A 19,626-nucleotide genomic window follows, 5' to 3' on the forward strand; every position below is an offset into this window, starting at 1 on the left:
CACAACAAGATTTAGAGGCGTGCTAAGGCACGAGCAAAACGATTTAAACCTTCGTCAATATCTTCCATTGGAATAATCAGTGAAGGGGTAAAACGTACGACATCAGTACCTGCAACCAACGCCAACAAGCCTTCTTCACCCGCTAAGGTCACGATATTTTTTGCTTTGCCTGCATATTCATCTTTCAGAACGCAACCAATTAATAGACCTTGACCGCGGATTTCTTTGAATAAACCATATTCAGCATTGATTTTATGCAAAGCATCGATGAAATATTGATGACGTTTTTTAACGCCGTCTAAAACTTCTGGTGTATTGATGAATTCAAACACCGCACCTGCCACTGCACAAGCCAATGGGTTACCACCATAAGTCGTACCGTGATCACCCACCGCATACATGTTGGCATAATGATCTGTAGTAATCATTGCGCCGATTGGGAAACCACCACCTAAGGCTTTTGCCGTCGTTAAAATATCTGGGGTTACGCCAGTATTCATGTAGGCATAAAGTGAACCTGTACGGCCAACGCCTGTTTGTACTTCATCAAAAATCAGTACAGCGCCTTTTTCATCGCACAATGCACGTAAGCCTTTCAAAAATTCGATGTCAGCGGGTAACACACCACCTTCGCCTTGGATCGGTTCTACGATCACCGCACAGGTATTTTCAGTAATAATAGCTTTAGCAGCATCTAAATCATTAAATGCCGTATGCTCGATTCCACCCGGTAAAGGTGCAAAATCTTGAGAATATTTAGGTTGTCCACCCGCTGTTACAGTAAACAAAGTTCGACCGTGGAATGCATTTTTAAATGCAACAATATGATTTTTATTTGGATTACCACTGAGTAAACCAACTTTACGTGCCAGTTTTAATGCTGCTTCGTTCGCTTCTGCACCAGAATTACAGAAAAATACTTTGTCAGCGAATGTACTTTCAACCAATTGTTTTGCAAGGCGTAATACTGGCTCGTTGGTATAACCATTACCAATGTGCCAAAGTTTTTGAGCTTGTTCTGTTAAAGCATTTACCGCAACTGGATGGGCATGACCTAAAGCATTAACCGCAATACCACCTGCAAAATCGATATATTCTTTATCGTTTTGATCCCAAATACGAGAACCTTCACCACGAACCAAAATGAAATTTGCTGGAGCAAAAACAGGCACCATCCAATCATTAAAATTGTTACGTGTAATTGCGACTTCGCTCATTTTATTTACTCACTTCCTGTTTTGATATGCAGGCTCATTGAATATTCAATGAGCCGTTTGCTTTAACTTTATGGATGGTTTATCCCGGGAAAATACCACGCTCTTTACGAGCTTTGAGGATACGTTCACATGCTAAAATATAAGCTGCTGTACGCAAGCTACATTGCTTTTGTGCTGCGGTATTCCACACATCACTCATGGCTTGAATCATCAGCTTGTCGAGACGTTCATTAATTTCGTCTTCGCTCCAGAAATAACTCGCCATATCTTGAACCCATTCAAAATAACTGACGGTTACACCACCCGCATTACAAATTACGTCAGGCACTACAGTAATGTTACGGCTAACGAATACATCATCTGCTTCTGGATAAGTTGGTCCGTTTGCACCTTCAAGCACAATTTTCGCTTTGAGTTTTTGTGCACGTTCAACCGTAATCTGACCTTCTAATGCTGCTGGAATCAAAATATCCATATCGACATCCCAGAACTCTTCATCCGAGATCACAGTGGCTTCAGCAAAACCTTTCACGCCACCCTGTTCAGCAACATGCTTTTGTAATGCTTTTACGTTAAAACCTTCAGCATTAAAAATTGTGCCTGTGTGATCTTGCACAGCAACAATTTTTGCACCTGCCTGATTAAACAAATAAGCAGCTTCATTACCTACGTTACCAAAGCCTTGAACTGCAACTTTGCTGCCTTCGATAGGTAATTTGATACGCTCTGCAACTTGCATACCTGTAACAAATACGCCACGACCTGTTGCACGAACACGACCGAGTGAACCACCTAAATGCACAGGTTTTCCAGTTACAACGCCCGTAACCGTGTGACCTTTAATACTTGAATAAGTATCCATCATCCAGCCCATGATATTGGCATTAGTACCAACATCAGGTGCAGGAATATCAATTTGTGGGCCGATAATTGGGCTAATTTCACTAGTAAAACGACGAGTTAAACGCTCTAATTCACGTGTTGAAAGTTCTTTTGGGTTGACACGAACACCACCTTTTGCGCCGCCAAATGGGAGATTAAGCACCGCAGTTTTAATGGTCATCCATGCTGATAAGGCCATGACCTCATTCAACTCAACATCTTGGTGATAACGAATACCACCCTTACCAGGACCACGAGAGAGATTGTGCTGTACGCGATAGCCTTCAAAATGACGAATTGTGCCATCATCCATCACGATTGGCACATCAACAATTAGCGTACGTTTTGGTGTTTTCAGTGTATTGATAAAGTTGCTGAGGTCGGCATCCAAATAAGGTGCTACACGATCTACTTGAGTGAGAAAGGTTTGCCAAGCACTACCATTTTGAGCCGCATATGATAAAGACATCATCTTTTCCTTAATTAATCAATTGTCCCTGTTATCTACAGATTCCCTTACTGCAAAGGTTTCCGCTCACCCCATCGTTCCGTGTCAACATAGATTTCTTGATTCATTCGAAAAAAATGTTTGGGGCTTTGTATATTGATTATTATTAAAAATCAAATTGATTCAAAAAATTCTTTATAATGATTAAAATGAATTAATTTTTATCAATTTGCTAATAGTAAGTATCAAAATGAACAATATTGATCATATTATCTTAGGTTTACTCAAAGATAATGCTCGGATCTCAATTACAGATCTGGCTGCAAAAACACGAGTCTCTAGAGCGACTGTGCAAAAACGAATTGAATACATGGAATCGACGGGTATCATCACGGGATATACTGTACGCTTTCGCCCTAATGTGGAGAAAAATATTATTCGGGCGTGGATGAATATCATGGTGGAGGGAACCAAAGCGCAAGCCGTTATTCGTGAATTACGCCTAGAATCAGCCGTTGAACGCCTGCATACTACAAACGGGAAATGGGATATTTTGGTTGAATTACAGTCCGACAGTTTAGAAAATTTTGACAAGGCACTCGAACGAATTCGAAATATTTCAGGTATTTATAATAGTGAAACAAGTATTTTACTTTCTACATATAAAACATAATGATAGATGATAATTCACCTTGAAATGAATTAACTAGGATGCTCACACAAATTAAATGAGCATCCTTAGGTTGAAGAATATTTTAACTTTTTTTCGAAGTTTTTTTGGTTAAAAAATCCAATGCTTGAGAATAATGAGTTGGTGTAATCCGCTGAATCAAATCTAAAATTTTGGCATCATTGCCAATCAATATTCGAGCTTTGTCCTGTTTGACCGCCTCTAAAATGATTTTTGCAGCTTCTTCAGGTGGGGTTTTCAAAACTTTATTAAATGATCGACTAGCCTTTGCAGGGTTCATACCCAAAGAACGAATACTGTCACTCATACGAGCACTATTAGCGATATTGGTTCGTATACCACCTGGATGTACACAAGTCGCACTGACACCATTATTTTGCATATTTAATTCTTGACGTAATGATTCGGTAAAACCACGCACTGCAAACTTTGTTGCATTATAAGCACTTTGAGAAGGTTGAGCAGTGAGTCCAAATAAACTAGAAATATTAATGATATGCCCTTCACCACTTTGCTTTAAATAAGGCAAAAACTCTTTTGTGCCGTAGACAACACCCCAAAAATTAATATTAAAAATCCATTCCATTTCTTCATAGCTCATACCTTCTACTGTGCTTGCTAATGCAACGCCAGCATTGTTAAAAATCAAATTGATTTTGCCATGATCATTGAAACTATTCTCCGCCCATTCACGTACAGCTTGCTGATGAGAAACATCCAGTTTGGTTAAGGTAACTTTTACAGGATACTGTTTTACTAAAGACAATGTTTCGGCTAAACCTTGATCATTCACATCACTTAAAGCTAAATCAGCGCCTTGCTGTGCTAATAAAATAGCAAGTTGTTGACCGATTCCAGAACCTGCACCCGTAATTGCAGCAACCTTTTGATTAAAACTTTTCATATGATGACTCTAATTTAATTGATAAAAATTGGCAGCGTTTTGTCTAAAAATGGAATACATCGCTTGATCACCATAAGGTGTAATCATTTCAATATAAGCTTGGATCAAATCGCTTAACGTTGCATTTGCTTTATCCATAGGAAAATTTGAAGCAAAAATGATTCGATCTGGACCAAATACCTGTATTGCATGCTGAATCAATGGTGTTAATAAATTCACCATTTCATAGACGGTTGCAGTACGGTATTGTTGATAAAATCGGTGTCCTAACACGGGCATCATCAGCCCTGAAATCTTGGCATAGACATTTTTCTGCTCAGCCAAAACTGCCAAATCATGCTGCCATTGCTGGAAAATGGCGGCACGTTGTGATGGTGTTTGGCCAGTTTTTTTGCCAATAGGGCCAAAAAGTCCTGCGGGTGTTGCCAAATGATCAACGACTATAGGTGTTTGAGGAAATTGTTTCGCTAATTTTGTAATTTCTGAAATTTGTGTTGAATAAGTCCACGCATCAAAAGATAAATCCATTTTGGCAAGTTGTTCAAAGCCTTTAAGGAATTTTTTAGACTGATATAAATGTGCTTGATCACACCAACGATAAATACCAGAATCCTCATGCCAAGAAGCCATTTTACGAATACCTCTAAATAGAGGGCTGGCATCTTGATGCGCTTTTAAAATCTGTTTAAATTTTCGATCTCGCGGGTCAGCAGTGGCAATAATTGCACCTAGCTTTAAATTTTGGTCTTTAAAATTTAATTGTTGAATCCATTTGGTTTCTTCGACAACACCAAAGCCTTTGTGATGATGCCAATTTGCTTCGACATGCACTACGCTTTCAATCCTATGATGTCCCATATCTTCATGATAATTTTGAGGGAGATAAGGACTCAACGCATATTTAGTTAATCCTAGCGTGTCTAAAAGTGGCTTCGGTTTAACGACTCGAATAACTTTATTCATCACACGGGGATAATTCCCCAAAGCTTTAACCAACAAGGCAGCAGAATGTGGAGTATGATATGGATCCCATTGATGGATATGCGGATCTATAATTGCAAAATCGAGTTTTCTCATTCCAACACTCTTTATTCTTTCAAATGATGAAGATGTGATGATCATCGTCCCAAGTCATCATTTATGTAATTTTTAAAATACGGCTTATTTTTAGAGTACAGAACAAAAATCTATGAATAAAATGATTTATTCTAATGAAGAGCTATGAATATTATTCATTGTTTTGAATGGCTGGATGAATATAATCCAAGCCGCATCCAGTAGATGTGATCATTGTAGCGAAACAGATTCCCAAGCTTAAATTTGCTGTATTAAATGAATAGCTAAATAGTGCTATAAATCAGACTTGAAGCTGATTTTAAAGAAAATATTCCCAAATAATATAGCCTAACCCAAAACCGATCAAAGCATAGAGTGTGATAATAAAAAATACGAAACTCGCATTATTTTTCTTTTTTAAAAAACTCATATTTAGCCCATTCATATCAACCTCGTTATACTTTGAATGAATACAGATGATAAAGGTAGATACAGATTTTATAAAAAAAATATAACAGATAGTTGTATGAGAGTAATAATAAGCTAAAAACCTGAAAGATCATTCAAGATCAGTCAGGTTTTGTTCTGTTCTAGATTACTGAATTACATTTACATTTCATCAATCAGACTAGATCTGGCTCAATTAAAAAGTAACTCGGCGATAATTTCGATATTCAGGTGTCCAAAAATTATCTTCAATCACATTTTTCAGCACATCATTGCTCATGGGTACTGCTAATCCATCTGCCATCGCAGCTTTTGCAACTTTAAAAGCAATGAATTTGGAGACTTGATGAATGTCATTAATATTTGGCAATAGATCTGCAGCTGGATTTTTTAAACGCGGTGAGCAATCTGCCAATGCTGTGCTTGCAGCCATCAACATTGCATCACTAATATGATTTGCACCACACGCAATCACACCCAAGCCTATTCCTGGGAAAATATACGAATTATTACACTGAGCAATCGTATAAGTTTTACCTTGGAAATATACTGGTGCAAAAGGACTACCTGTCGCAACGATTGCAGCACCTTGCGTCCATTCAATAATATCTTTTGGCTGAGCTTCTACTTGAGAAGTCGGGTTAGATAATGGCAAAACAATCGGATGCTTATAATATTTAGCCAAAGTTTTAATCACTTCTTCACTAAATAGACCTGCTTGCCCTGATACACCAATCAGAATACTTGGTTTCGCATTTTTTACGACATCAAGTAGCGCAATCTCTTGTCCTGAATATTCCCATTCTGAAATTGTATTCACAGATGTTGCGAGTTTTTGTTGAAAGTCGAGTAAATTGGGCTGTTGATCAGTCATTAAACCGAAGCGATCAACCATGAAAATACGTGAACGGGCTTCATGATCGCTCAGACCTTCATCCATCATTTGTCTAACGATATGCTCAGCAATACCACATCCTGCTGAACCAGCACCAACAAAAGTAATGGTTTGATCTTTAAGTTGTTTACCAAGTGCTCTTGATGCAGCAATTAGACTGGCAACTGTAACTGCTGCAGTTCCTTGAATGTCATCATTAAAGCAGCAAATTTTATCTCGATACTGAGTCAACAATGGCATCGCATTAATTTGGGCAAAATCTTCAAACTGTATCAACACATTCGGCCAACGTTCACGCACAGCAGAAATAATCTGTTCGACAAATAGGTAATATTGCTCCCCTCTGATTCGAGGTTGTTTCAATCCCATGTAAATTGGATCGTTGAGTAATTCTTGATTATTGGTACCAACATCTATCGTAATCGGTAACGTATAAGCAGGACTAATACCTCCACATGCGGTATATAGAGATAATTTCCCAATTGGAATTCCCATACCACCAATACCCTGATCACCTAAACCAAGGATGCGCTCACCATCAGTAATGACAATCACTTTGACATTTTTCTTATTCACATTATGAATAATTTGATCGATGTATTGACGTTCAGCGTATGAGATGAAAATCCCACGATGACGACGATAAATATCAGAAAAACGCTGGCAAGCTTCGCCGACGGTTGGTGTATAAATGATGGGTAGCATTTCATCTAAATGCTGACTCAATAAATTATAAAAAAGTGTTTCATTTGTGTCTTGAATATTTCTTAAATAAATATGCTTATTCAAGTTATTGTCAAATGACAAGTACTGCTGATAAGAGCGTTGCGTTTGTTCTTCGATGTTTTCGATATTGTTAGGTATCAGTCCATGCAAGTTAAACTGCTCACGCTCTTCAGTCGAAAAAGCTGAACCTTTATTCAAGAGTGGAAGTTCTAAAAGAGCGTTCCCAGCATAGGGAATATATAAAGGTTTTTGGGTTTTACTAGGATTTGCGGGCATACCTTACTCTTTCGATGATCTATCAAATATCAAATTTTCTTTGCTTAAGATGGAATTAAAATCACCTTAAAACGAAGTGCATAATTTACACCAATAGACACCTAAAGCTGCATATATCTCAGGATATAAAAGGTGATTGGTTATTTAGAAAATAAATACTCTGTTTAAATTATATTCATCCTGACCGCAACAATCGTAACAATTGGTATGTCACTTTAAGAGCGAAGAGCCAAAATGAAACCACTTAAGCAAACATCACCAGCATGCTGTGTAATGTTTGCTCAATCGTTTAATTAGTTATTTTCTTGTTCATATTCCTGAATCGCTTCTTTAGCAATTCGGAAACTATCTACGGCTGCCGGTACACCACAATAAATTGCGACTTGTAGCAGCACCTCACGAATTTTTTCTTTAGGTACACCATTACGCAGAGCACCTTTGACATGCAGCTTCAACTCATGTGGACGATTCAGCGCAGAAATCATGGCAAGATTGATTAAGCTTCTCTCGGGCTTGCTCAGTTCCTCTCGCCCCCAAACTGCCCCCCAGCAATACTCTGTAACTAACTCTTGTAAAGGCAAGTTAAAATCATCAGCATTGTTGATCGAATTATTGACATAAGCTTCACCCAACACTTGTTTACGAATGGCTAAGCCTTTTTCAAATTTTTCATTACTCATGCATTCAATCCCCCAATTAAGGTGTATTTGATTTCAAGATAATCTTCGATCCCGTATTTTGAACCTTCACGACCTAAGCCCGACTGTTTGATTCCACCAAATGGTGCGACTTCATTGGAAATTAAGCCCTTGTTGATTCCAACCATACCGTATTCAAGCTGCTCACTCATCCGCCAAGCGCGTCCTAAATCTTTGGTATAACAATACGCCGCTAAGCCAAATTCCGTCGCATTTGCCATTTCAATGGCTTGTTGTTCAGTTTCAAACTTGAATACAGCAGCCAATGGACCAAATGTTTCTTGTGTCGCCACATCCATCTCAGCGGTGACATCAGCAATAATGGTAGGTTCATAGAATAACTCACCTGCACTATGACGTTTACCACCAGCGACCCAACGACCTGCTTTAGCTAAGGCATCAGCGACGTGAGCTTCAACCTTTTTCACTGCATTGGCATTAATTAATGGACCAATTTCACTCCCAACATCCAAACCATTGCCGATTGCAAAAGCATTGACCTTTTCACTTAATGCAGCAATGAATTTTTCGTAAATTCCTTCTTGAACAAGAAAGCGATTCACACAAACACAGGTTTGTCCTGCATTGCGATATTTAGCAATTAATGCCCCTTCGATTGCAGCATCCAAATCTAGGCATCTTGAATATCAGTTATTCTAGATGCCTTTGCATTTTCAATGCCTCACTATATTGGATCAATATGAGTGACAACATCTATGACATTATGATTTTTAAGGACTTCATTTCTCGCCTCTACTGCAATTCTATGTCCTTCTTTGACACTTTGTTCGCCACTGACTTCCAAATGAACATCGACAATAATCATGTCACCCATTTTACGTGTTCTCAGTTGATGTAGACCCAATATCCCATCTTTCTTCAACAAAGTTGCTTTGATCGCAGCTATTTCATCTTCGTTCGCTGACTTGTCCATCAAATCATGTAAACCCGTCCAGCTAAACTCAAACCCCATTTTGGCAATCATTAAACCGACAATTAAGGCTGCGATTGGGTCAAGAATTGGATATCCTGCGAGATTACCTAAAATCCCTAAGGCAACAACAAAAGAAGATGCCGCATCTGAACGTGCATGCCAAGCATTTGCAATCAATAAACTTGATTTTACTTTTTTGGCAATAGCGAGCATATAACGGAATAAAAGTTCTTTACAGATCAGGGCTGTTATCGCAACCCAGAGCGCCATACTGTGAACTTTGGGAATCTGTTCAGGATGCAGTATCTTATGCGTGGCCGTCCATAACATGCCGATACCAACAATGAATAAGATCAGACCAAGTATAAAAGATGCTGCATTTTCAAAACGAAGATAACCATATGGATGTGCATCGTCAGGTGCTTTTTGGCTATGACGGTTCGCCATCAATACAATAAAATCCGCAACTAAATCACTTAAAGTATGAATACCATCTGCAACTAGACCTTGTGATTTTGAAAAAATACCAATCAATATCTGTCCAATCGACAAAAAGATATTAACAACAACACTTATCCATGTTGATTTGGAAGCAGCTTTTGCTCTCGCCTCAAGATCAATATTTGATTCAATCATAATCTTTTAAGCTCTTGGTTCATTTTTTAAAATAAAGCATACTTTTCAGAACATTATCTTTAAATACATAATGATGAATTAAGGCAGCTAATGCATGTAAACCTATAAGCACCATGAAAAAATTTCCAAGAAATTCATGAGTTTCACCAATTATTTCAACGTCCCATGAGTTACTTATTAAAGGTAAATTTATTCCAAACAACTGATAACTTTCGGTTAATCCAGATAAAGTAAACCAACCTAATACAGGAATTAAAAATAACAATGAATAAAGCGTATGTTTCACCATTAAAAATAAAGTTTTCTGATATTTACTCATCGGCTTATTGTGTGGGAGATCTTTTCTATAAATAGAAATCATTATAATTCTGATAAAAAATAACAGAAATACAGAGACTCCAGCAAAAACATGCAGTTCTCCACTTTTTAGATGCACTGTTGGATCTCCACCAGTGATATAAGCAACTACGACAAGGACAACCGTCAGCCAATGCATAATCATTACAGGAAAAGGATATTTATTTTTCATACCACCCCGACATTAAAATTCATATTTCAAAAAATATAAAAACATACTATTACATTATAAAAGTGATCTTAAATTTAAATTAATTTTTAAAAAATAGTTTAAATATCAAAAAACTAAAAACAAATATCATTTAACACCAAATAAAAGCAATCATTCTCAATTTCATTCATTATAAATTCATGAGTAAATACAACTCTAATTATTTTCATATTTAATAGGAAAGTATTTTATGCAAAATTCAGCATAAAATACTCGGATATCTGAATTATAAAATTGGTTAAATCCGCCCGAATAATACTAATAAATGAATCAATAAATATTATAACCATTCACTCGTATCATCGGCGACTGCTGTACCATGAATGATATGCATGATCATGGCATAGGCAATACTGCCTTTAAATGGGATTTCTGGAAGTTGATCAAATTTAAAAAATTGAGCATCACTAAGCTCATCTTGCTGTAATTCAATTTCACCCGCGTGATAATCTGCTTTAAATGCAACCATCAAATTACTTGGAAATGGCCAAGGCTGACTTGCCAAATATTTTATATTTTTAATATGTAGGCCTACTTCCTCAAGTGTCTCACGTCGAACGGCATCTTCTAATGTTTCCCCTACCTCAACAAAACCCGCGATCAAACTATACATTTTCGTTTTATTTCGTGCATTTTTTGCGAGGAGAATTTCATTATCCCCACGTGTAATAATCGTAATGACACATGGATTCACTTTTGGATATTGTGTATAGCCACAACTTGAACAAACCATCGCAAACTGCTCAATGCTCTGGGTGGTTTTAGTTCCACATCGACCACAAAACTGATGATTACGTCGCCATTCAAGTAATTGAACAGCTCGACTTGCTTGCTCAAATTGCGTCTTATTCCAAAACTGCACTAATTGACGAATCGGTACAAAATCGAATCCTTCAGGAATGGTTTCATTTTCAGACAAATCTCGAGCAATCACTTTATGATCACTTGATAACGCCAGATCGTTATGCAATCTTTCGACTTGAGGAAGTTGGAAATCTTGATCCACTAAAAGCTGCTGTTGTTGAAAAATATAAGCAATTGATAAATTAGACATTACTTTACCTTAGTGATATGCAATTGATCTATATAAATAAAATCTATACTGTAGAATTAGTTATGAACGGAAACTTCTAATTTGTCACTGATCTTATTCAATGATGTTTATATTGGCGTGAGCAGTAACCACGAGACACTTCAGGCGAACGCAACTGCAAATGTTTTGTCTTACGTCCACTTACTCTCTTCCGCCAAAGCTTAAAGCTATTGGTTTGTAAATGAAGCCGCATAAGTCGGATTACAGCTGATTCATTCAAACCATATTCACGAGAGATCGCTTCAAATGGGGTTCTGTCTTCCCAAGCCATTTCAATAATTCTAGATATATCACCATCGAGATATTGAGCTGTCTGAATCACAAAATCATCCTTACTTTTTAGAATTAAACTCAAAAATTCATGCAATAGATGACGATCAATCATCTGTTATCACAATTTAAATATTTGGATGATATTAAGATGTTATAGATGAAAAATTTGTGATTTTTTAAGATGAAGTAGTATAAGAAAATGATCTAAATAAGGGAGAAATTTAATCTCCCTTAAAACATAAGTGATTGATCTACAATTTTATATAATTCGTTTTATACGAGAGTAGTCTTTTTAGGATGTAACCTTGATTAGGCTACTCAGAGATCAAAATTTTTTGACTTAAACAAACCATCGTAAACGGAACAGAATATTTACAGGATTGGATAATTAAAGTTAACCAGATTAAAAAAAGCCACATCTGGAAATGTGGCGAAAGGTGTAACTATACTTGTACGGCTTTAGCGTATTTTTAAGTTAACTGAATTAGCTTAAATCAAACTGAATTTATCAAACTCAAGAAAGTTCTCTGATCAGTAATGATCATATTAAGTAATAAGACATCTACGTTTTATATAGGATGCAATGGGGTTAAATTAGAGCAGAAAAAAGAAAGACACTGGTTACTAAGCCAAGAAAGCACTCGTCATCTTGGTCGGCTATTCAGACAGTACAATTCAGTACGAGTCTCACGAATTAGTTTTAAAATTTACTGTGAGATTAATGTCCTAGGCTGTAACATAAAACTACTACAGCAAGCAGCGAAACGATTATATCAAAAATTTGTCTACCACATTCATCACATTGGTTTAGATAAAATTTTATGTATTCAAAGTCGGATTCAAAGAACAATGACAGACCAATGTTACGTCAATATTCTTGTTTAAGCTAAACCAAATGCAGAAATTAATTCAATATTGATTTAAGTCTATTTCGCGATAGATACGAAAAGGATTCAATTCAACTTATCACCATTGCCGATGACCTGCTTGATAAACGCTTTGAACTATTCGCTAAAAGCAACAATCGTACTGATATCAATTTCAAGGAATGGAAAGGATTTTTTAAACATATGCTCTATCCTTTGAATCATTACTACTATGAATCAGAGCATATAAAATCATCATTTACCACAACTTTGCTATAAGTTGAAAACAATTACTAAATCAAGTTTCTAGTCAACCAACGAAATTTCAAACTTGGGAATTTCAAATTCCCAAGTAGTCCTCTAGACTCCTATCAAATGTAATTAAATCCAAAGTTTGATGAGGTATAGGTTGAGGGATAAAACCACAGATAAAAAAAGCCCTTGTAATAACAAGGGCTTTTTTAATATTTGGCGGAAGCGGTGTCCGTCTAACAATAGTCCTAAGCAGTCCAATACAATATTATAAATATATATTTTTCAATTGGTTAATATTTTAATCGTCCTAAGCCATCTTGCCCAATCCTACCATTTCCAGTATTTTATGAGGGGTAGGTTGAGGGGTAAATCAAAGACATGCCAAAGAAATCCAAAGAGCTTTCCGCACTCAGTGTAGCAAGAATTAAAGAGACTGGTCGATACCACGTAGGCGGCATTGATGGTCTTTGTTTAAACGTCGAGGGAGATTCCCGTGTCTGGATTTTACGTGCCGTTGTGGGAAAACGTCTGGATAAAGATGGAAAATTAAAACCTCATCGCCGTGATATTGGTATTGGCCCCTACCCTGAAGTTTCCTTGGCAGAAGCCCGTGCCAAAGCCGCTGAATTAAAATTACAAATACGAAATGGGATTGATCCTATTGTGCATAAACAGGAACAGCTTGAAAAGCTGCATGTCCAGCAACTACGGAATAAAACATTCATGGAATGTGCAAAAGTTGTTATTGCCAATAAAACCCGTGAACTCAAAAATCAAAAGCATATCGGACAATGGTCAACAACACTGGAAACCTATATCTATCCAACGCTGGGTGATCTCACCATTGGCACCATTACCAAAGTAGATATTGCTGAAGCTCTCAAACCAATCTGGATTGAAAAAAATGAAACAGCCAGACGTATTCGTGGTCGTATAGAAACCATTTTTGATTATGCCAAGGCTATGGGATATTTTGAGGGTGACAACCCTGCTGAATGGAAAGGCAATCTTGAACCTATATTAGGTAACTTAAAGCAGGAATCACGCCCACATCCATCCCTGCCTTATGAACAGGTTGCTGAGTTTATCCAGCATTTAAGACAGAAAAAAGGGATTTCCCCTAAAGCTCTGGAATTTGCGATTTTAACTGCATGTCGATCTGGTGAGATTTTTGGGGCTAAATGGCAGGAAATTGATTTTAAGAATAAGGTTTGGATTATTCCTAAAGAACGGATGAAAGCAGAAAAGGAACATCGCGTACCTTTGTCTGAAGAAGCCATTACGTTGCTTGAATCAATCAAAAATCATACTCAAGCACAAGATTTCATTTTCCCTGCCCCACGTTCTGGAGAAATGCTTTCTGATATGTCATTAACCACATTGATCAAACGGATGCATGAGCAGAAGCTTAAAGAAGATGGCTTAGGCTATATTGATCCAAAACAAAATCGTGTGGTTACAACACACGGTTTCCGTTCTACATTCCGTGATTGGTCAGCCGATAAAACGGATTATTCACGGGAAGTTTGTGAGCATGTGTTAGCACATAAATTGCCAGATAAAGTTGAAGCTTCTTATCTACGTGGAAATTATCTAGGAAAGCGTAAAGGTTTAATGGCTGATTGGGCAGAGTATTGCTCTACGCTTACACAATGACGTAATACATAGACCTTGTATTTAACCCAACCAAATAATAATCTTATTCTTTAATATTTATCATTGAGCCAACATGTCAATACAAACTATAAGCAGTACCATAACAAGATTAAATAAGGAGTTAGCAGATATTACCCATCGAATGAGCTTAGAACAGAAAAAGGGAGCTGATATAATTTCTAAAATTTTACAAATTCAAAATTCTATCGGGAAGACAACTAGCCCTTCTACATTAAAAACAAAGTTAACAGAAATTAGTCGGAAAGAACAAGAAAACGCTCGAATACAATCAAAACTTTCAGACTTGCAAAAGAAGAAAACTGATATTGACAATAAGCTACTGAAAGAAAAACAGAACCTTATAAAAGAAGAAATACTGGAAAGAAAAAAATTAGAGGCTCTGACTAAAAAACATCAGAAAGACGAAATTGAACATCAAAAGAAACTGAAACGTGAAATTGATGCTATTAAGGCTTCTACCCAATACATTACTGATGTTTCAATACCATCTTACAACAATACAATACCTGAGATTGAACCAGAATATGATTTGTTTATTTCACACGCTTCAGAAGATAAAGAAGATTTTGTCAGACCACTTGCAGAGACATTACAGCAACTTGGAGTAAAAGTTTGGTACGACGAATTCACGTTAAAAGTTGGGGATAGTTTGCGTCGTAAAATTGATAGTGGTCTCCGAAACTCTAAATACGGTACCGTTGTTCTTTCAACTGACTTTATAAAAAAAGACTGGACCAACTATGAACTTGATGGCTTAGTAGCCCGTGAAATGAATGGTCACAAAATGATTCTACCGATTTGGCACAGAATTACTAAAAATGATGTTTTAGATTATAGTCCGAATTTAGCTGATAAAGTCGCCTTAAATACTTCTGTAAATAGTATTGAGGAAATTGCCCATCAATTAGCTGATGTCATCTTAAATCGATAAGCACCTTCTAAGAGTTAAAATTTTGACTGAGATTTACAAAGAACCTAATTCTCAGTCAACTTTTGCACACCCTGCAATTTAAACAATTTTTTTGATAAGTAGTACTAAACTCACAAATATTGAAGTGTGCTGAAACAATATATAACCAAATAATTTATATAAAATCATAAACTTAAAAAACAACTGCTCTTTAGTCATTTCCGCACTTTAATATTTCTTCTGATATAAGAAATCACTTCTTTGTATTTGCCCTTTAATTTTTTATATGTAATATATTAAACAAATAAGTTGAGTATATTACATGAAAATATCCTTACTCATATCCTCATTGCCTACGCAGAACACAACCACTCGTATGAGAGTCTGGCGATCTCTCAAAGCAAGTGGCGCAGCAATTCTAAGAGATGGGGTCTACTTACTCCCTATTTCGCATAGTGAAAAGTTTGACCCTATTGCTAATGATGTTATTTCAGAACAAGGAACTGCTTATGTGTTTCATGCTGAGCAACCCTTAAATCTTGAACTTGCTCCTTTCTTCAATCGAAAAGAAGAATACGACACTCTCTATAAACAACTTTCTGAGTTAAGAGATCGACAGACTAAAGATGAAAAGAAAGAGCTACTCAAGCAAGTTCGTAAACTGAGAAAAAGTATCGATGCGCTTGTAGAAATTGACTTCTACCCCGATGAGACTCAAGCACAGGTTTTAAATGAGCTATCTTCATTAGAACTTTCAATTGCACGTCTTGGTGAAGTGAATGAGCCTCAAGCGATACAAGCTCATATTCAACTTCTAGATAAAGCTAGTTATCAAAACAGAATTTGGGCAACACGTAAAAGACCTTGGATTGATCGTCTAGCCTCTGCATGGCTAATAAAGACATTTATTGATACCTCACCAACATTCATTTGGTTAGAAATGCCAAGTGACTGCCCAGAAGCAGCATTAGGATTCGATTTTGATGGTGCAACTTTCAGTCATGTCAATCATTGGGTGACCTTCGAAGTTCTTTTACATAGTTTTAATTTAGAAACACCTGCATTAAAGAAAATTGCTGAAATTGTTCATTACTTAGATGTCGGTGGAATTGAGCCTCCCGAAGCAATCGGTATTGAAAAGGTTATTCAAGGAATTAGAAGCCAGATAAGTGACGATGACCACCTATTTGCCTTATCAAATCACATTTTCGATGGCTTATATGCCAACCTATAAAGAGAATAATCATGGAACAAGAACAAGCCGCTGTACATGAAGAACCAGCACAGCCAGTTCATTTTTGGCAAGCTTTCTTATTTTGGCTTAAATTGGGGTTTATTAGTTTTGGTGGACCAGCGGGGCAAATCGCTGTTATGCACCAAGAACTCGTTGAACAAAAACGTTGGATTTCTGAAAAGCGTTTTTTACATGCTCTCAACTACTGCATGTTACTGCCTGGGCCTGAAGCACAACAATTAGCAACCTATATCGGTTGGTTGATGCATAGAACCGTTGGTGGATTAGTTGCAGGAATCCTTTTTGTATTACCCTCTCTATTTATCCTGATTGGTCTGTCATGGGTCTATGTAAAATTTGGTGATGTTCCTATTATTGCAGGTCTTTTTTATGGGATTAAACCAGCTGTTGTTGCTATCGTTTTTCATGCGACATATCGGATTGGTAGCCGATCGTTGAAAAATAAGTTTTTATGGGCAATCGCTGCGCTTGCATTCATCTCTATATTTTTCTTTAACTTGCCATTCCCCTTAATCGTTCTAACGGCTGCGATCATTGGATATTTAGCAAGTAAAAAATATCCAAGCGTTTTTACAGGCGGAGGTTCACATCAGCAAGGTAAAAAAGATTATGGTCCCGCATTAATTGATGATGATACACCTACCCCAGAACATGCCATATTTAGTTGGAAACATTTAGCTAAGATACTTTTGATTGGAGCAATCCTATGGCTTGCCCCAATTTTCAGTTTGGTTTTAACGCTTGGTTGGGATCATGCTTATACTCAAATGGCTTGGTTCTTTACAAAAGCTGCTTTGCTCACATTTGGTGGTGCTTATGCAGTATTACCTTATGTTTATCAAGGTGCTGTTAATTTTTATGGTTGGTTGAGTCCAACACAAATGATCGATGGTTTAGCCCTTGGAGAAAGCACCCCAGGTCCTCTGATCATGGTTGTTGCGTTTGTAGGATTCTTAGGTGGCTTTAATCATGCTCTGTTAGGCAATGATCATCTGTTCTTGGCAGGTGCGTTGGGTGCTGTGATTGTGACTTGGTTTACTTTCCTGTTTTCTTTCATTTTTATTCTAGCTGGTGCTCCAGTGATTGAATCAACCCACAATGAATTAAAATTTACTGCACCTTTGACGGCAATCACTGCCGCTGTTGTTGGTGTAATTTTAAATCTTGCACTTTTCTTCAGTTACCACGTTTTATGGCCAAATGGATTCGATCATCCATTCAACTATGAAGCAATGGTTATTGCGATTGCAGCATTCATCGCCTTGTTCCATTTTGAAGTCAAAGTCATGTATGTCATTTTAGCTTCGGCATTCTGTGGTTTGATTTTGTACATTGGTGCGTAAACTTATAATTTTTAATAAAAAAGGAAGCTTAGCTTCCTTTTTTTATACCATTAGTGGCAGTGACGATCCCCTGTTTTACTATTCGTGTGGCATCCTGAAGAATCAGTACCACCTGAATGAGCAAAAGCATTTGTTACCGCAAGCCCCATTAAACATACCAAGATTAGTTTTTTCATATTGTTTCCCTTTTTATTGAACGATAAAACAAGTTTGAAATTGTACAACAAACAAACGATTTACTTCTAAGCCATTAGTCGAAAAGAATTATTTAGGCCATTTTTGATGATGGTCATCAATCACATACTCATGCACATGTACACCATTAATTTGATGCTGAATCACATGTTCGTGGTCTGCGGGTAAATCATCATGGCTATGTGCTAGAAAATCTTCATCTTTAGTTGTCCATAAGCATAATGCAAGAATGAGAGCAATAATCGCAATAACAGCCATCGGAATAAAAGTCTGTAATGTGCCTATATTCGTACTCAACCATCCAACCAATGGATAAGTGATCAGCCAACAAGCATGAGAGAAAGCAAATTGGGCGGCAAACAATGATGTTCTATTCTCACTTGATGCAGACTTACGAATCAAGCGACCTGTAGGTGTTTGTGAAACTGAATATCCAATACCAAGGACAAACCAAAGTGCTAACAAACCATTATAAGATGCAATCAAAGAACCACTGAATAGTCCAATGACAAGAATTGTTGTTCCCGTCAACATGACTGATCTATCAGGAAATTTATCCAATATCTTTGGTAAAACAAAAGCAGATAACATTGACCCAAGTCCAAAAAGACCAAATGCCCATGTCGTTGCATTTTCGGTAAGTTTAAATGTCGATTGAACCAATACAACAGTATTTACAATCACAACAGCACTCGCCGAAGCAATAGCTAAATTTAAAGCAAGCAACGCCTTAAGTCTCGGCGTATTAAAATAAATTTTAGCTCCCTGCTTTATACGGCTATAAACACCTCTAAACTCAGGCACTTTGGCGACTGGTAATTTTGCACTTACCACAAACAAAGCAGAACCGATAAAACCTAATACTGTTCCTAAAAACAGATTATGGTAGCTCATGACAGTGAGTAAGAAACCTGCCAACATTGGGCTGATAATGTTTTCTAAATCATAGGCTAGTCGAGACAATGACAAAGCATTGGTATAGTCTTTTTCTTCAGGCAGAACATCTGGAATCATTGCCTGAAATGTTGGCGTAAATGCAGCAGATGCAGATTGCAGAATAAAAATGAGAATATAGATTTGCCAGATTTGTGTCACAAATGGTAGGCACAAAGCTGTTAATGCTCGGATAATATCTAATCCAACCAATACCTGTTTTCTTGGTAAGCGCTCTGCAAATGCTGATGCTATAGGTGCTACACCGATATAAGCAATCATCTTAATTGCCAAAGCAATACCAAGAACTTGAGCAGCTTCTCCCTTGGCAATATCGTATGCCTGTAAAGCTAGGGCGATCGTGATTAACCCTGTTCCAATGAGTGCAATCACTTGGGCCAAGAACAAATGCCGATATGTGGTATTTTTTAGTACTTCTAGCATTTTA

Annotated in this window: 18 protein-coding genes and 1 pseudogene; 5 read left to right on the top strand and 14 right to left on the bottom strand. The window is 37.1% G+C overall.

The window, feature by feature from the left end:
* Positions 1–11: 11 nt before the first annotated feature.
* Positions 12–1,217, bottom strand: a complete 1,206-nt coding sequence (locus ABLB98_RS09670) for an aspartate aminotransferase family protein (protein WP_087543387.1) — start codon at positions 1,215–1,217, stop codon at positions 12–14.
* A 79-nt stretch (positions 1,218–1,296) separates the two neighbouring features.
* Positions 1,297–2,571, bottom strand: a complete 1,275-nt coding sequence (locus ABLB98_RS09675) for a Glu/Leu/Phe/Val dehydrogenase (RefSeq protein WP_087543385.1) — start codon at positions 2,569–2,571, stop codon at positions 1,297–1,299.
* Positions 2,572–2,797: 226 nt separating this feature from the next.
* Between ABLB98_RS09675 and ABLB98_RS09680 the strand changes: the two genes are divergently transcribed.
* Complete coding sequence (locus ABLB98_RS09680) at positions 2,798–3,220, top strand: Lrp/AsnC family transcriptional regulator (protein WP_004660976.1); 423 nt, start codon at positions 2,798–2,800, stop codon at positions 3,218–3,220.
* Between the two features lie 82 nt (positions 3,221–3,302).
* On the opposite strand, the gene ABLB98_RS09685 is transcribed toward ABLB98_RS09680, so the two are convergent.
* From ABLB98_RS09685 to ABLB98_RS09730, 10 genes and pseudogenes are all read right to left on the bottom strand, one after another.
* On the bottom strand, positions 3,303–4,142 hold the full coding sequence (locus tag ABLB98_RS09685) for an SDR family oxidoreductase (RefSeq protein ID WP_249571452.1): 840 nt from the start codon (positions 4,140–4,142) through the stop codon (positions 3,303–3,305).
* A 9-nt stretch (positions 4,143–4,151) separates the two neighbouring features.
* The gene (locus tag ABLB98_RS09690) at positions 4,152–5,219 is read right to left on the bottom strand and encodes an amidohydrolase family protein (protein WP_348882163.1); all 1,068 of its coding nucleotides are present in this window, start codon (positions 5,217–5,219) and stop codon (positions 4,152–4,154) included.
* 298 nt (positions 5,220–5,517) lie between these two features.
* Entirely contained in the window at positions 5,518–5,628 is a 111-nt protein-coding gene (locus tag ABLB98_RS09695) for a hypothetical protein (RefSeq protein WP_348882299.1), read from the bottom strand.
* A 213-nt stretch (positions 5,629–5,841) separates the two neighbouring features.
* Positions 5,842–7,542 (bottom strand): NAD-dependent malic enzyme, encoded by a 1,701-nt coding sequence (locus ABLB98_RS09700; protein WP_348882164.1) that lies wholly within the window; start codon positions 7,540–7,542, stop codon positions 5,842–5,844.
* Positions 7,543–7,835: 293 nt separating this feature from the next.
* Positions 7,836–8,222 carry a carboxymuconolactone decarboxylase family protein gene (locus tag ABLB98_RS09705; protein ID WP_004660972.1) on the bottom strand — a complete coding sequence of 129 codons (387 nt, stop codon included), beginning with the start codon at positions 8,220–8,222 and terminating at the stop codon, positions 7,836–7,838.
* Positions 8,219–8,872, bottom strand: a pseudogene (locus ABLB98_RS09710) (aldehyde dehydrogenase family protein); the annotation flags it as partial. The pseudogene ABLB98_RS09710 and the gene ABLB98_RS09705, both read right to left, overlap by 4 nt.
* A gap of 53 nt (positions 8,873–8,925) precedes the next feature.
* Complete coding sequence (locus tag ABLB98_RS09715; RefSeq protein WP_348882165.1) at positions 8,926–9,810, bottom strand: cation diffusion facilitator family transporter; 885 nt, start codon at positions 9,808–9,810, stop codon at positions 8,926–8,928.
* A gap of 19 nt (positions 9,811–9,829) precedes the next feature.
* Positions 9,830–10,339: a cytochrome b/b6 domain-containing protein gene (locus tag ABLB98_RS09720; protein WP_348882166.1), complete on the bottom strand. Its 510-nt coding sequence runs from the start codon at positions 10,337–10,339 to the stop codon at positions 9,830–9,832.
* A 319-nt stretch (positions 10,340–10,658) separates the two neighbouring features.
* The gene (gene nudC / locus ABLB98_RS09725) at positions 10,659–11,432 is read right to left on the bottom strand and encodes an NAD(+) diphosphatase (protein ID WP_348882167.1); all 774 of its coding nucleotides are present in this window, start codon (positions 11,430–11,432) and stop codon (positions 10,659–10,661) included.
* A 97-nt stretch (positions 11,433–11,529) separates the two neighbouring features.
* Complete coding sequence (locus ABLB98_RS09730; RefSeq protein ID WP_046738190.1) at positions 11,530–11,742, bottom strand: TIGR03643 family protein; 213 nt, start codon at positions 11,740–11,742, stop codon at positions 11,530–11,532.
* Between the two features lie 1,501 nt (positions 11,743–13,243).
* On the opposite strand from ABLB98_RS09730, the gene ABLB98_RS09735 reads away from it, so the two are divergent.
* The 4 genes from ABLB98_RS09735 (at position 13,244) to chrA (ending at position 18,050) form a co-directional block, all read left to right on the top strand.
* On the top strand, positions 13,244–14,521 hold the full coding sequence (locus ABLB98_RS09735; protein WP_348882169.1) for a tyrosine-type recombinase/integrase: 1,278 nt from the start codon (positions 13,244–13,246) through the stop codon (positions 14,519–14,521).
* 73 nt (positions 14,522–14,594) lie between these two features.
* Positions 14,595–15,473 (top strand): toll/interleukin-1 receptor domain-containing protein, encoded by an 879-nt coding sequence (locus ABLB98_RS09740; protein WP_005058259.1) that lies wholly within the window; start codon positions 14,595–14,597, stop codon positions 15,471–15,473.
* Positions 15,474–15,774: 301 nt separating this feature from the next.
* The gene (locus ABLB98_RS09745) at positions 15,775–16,686 is read left to right on the top strand and encodes a chromate resistance protein ChrB domain-containing protein (protein ID WP_005150545.1); all 912 of its coding nucleotides are present in this window, start codon (positions 15,775–15,777) and stop codon (positions 16,684–16,686) included.
* An 11-nt stretch (positions 16,687–16,697) separates the two neighbouring features.
* Complete coding sequence (gene chrA / locus ABLB98_RS09750; RefSeq protein ID WP_005058256.1) at positions 16,698–18,050, top strand: chromate efflux transporter; 1,353 nt, start codon at positions 16,698–16,700, stop codon at positions 18,048–18,050.
* A 50-nt stretch (positions 18,051–18,100) separates the two neighbouring features.
* On the opposite strand, the gene ABLB98_RS09755 is transcribed toward chrA, so the two are convergent.
* Entirely contained in the window at positions 18,101–18,226 is a 126-nt protein-coding gene (locus tag ABLB98_RS09755; RefSeq protein ID WP_000733641.1) for a YHYH domain-containing protein, read from the bottom strand.
* An 88-nt stretch (positions 18,227–18,314) separates the two neighbouring features.
* A complete protein-coding gene (locus ABLB98_RS09760; RefSeq protein ID WP_005058254.1) occupies positions 18,315–19,622 on the bottom strand; it encodes an MFS transporter in 1,308 nt (435 codons plus the stop codon).
* Between the last annotated feature and the right edge of the window lie 4 nt (positions 19,623–19,626).

The sequence above is a fragment of the Acinetobacter yuyunsongii genome (assembly GCF_041021915.1).
GTDB lineage: Bacteria > Pseudomonadota > Gammaproteobacteria > Pseudomonadales > Moraxellaceae > Acinetobacter.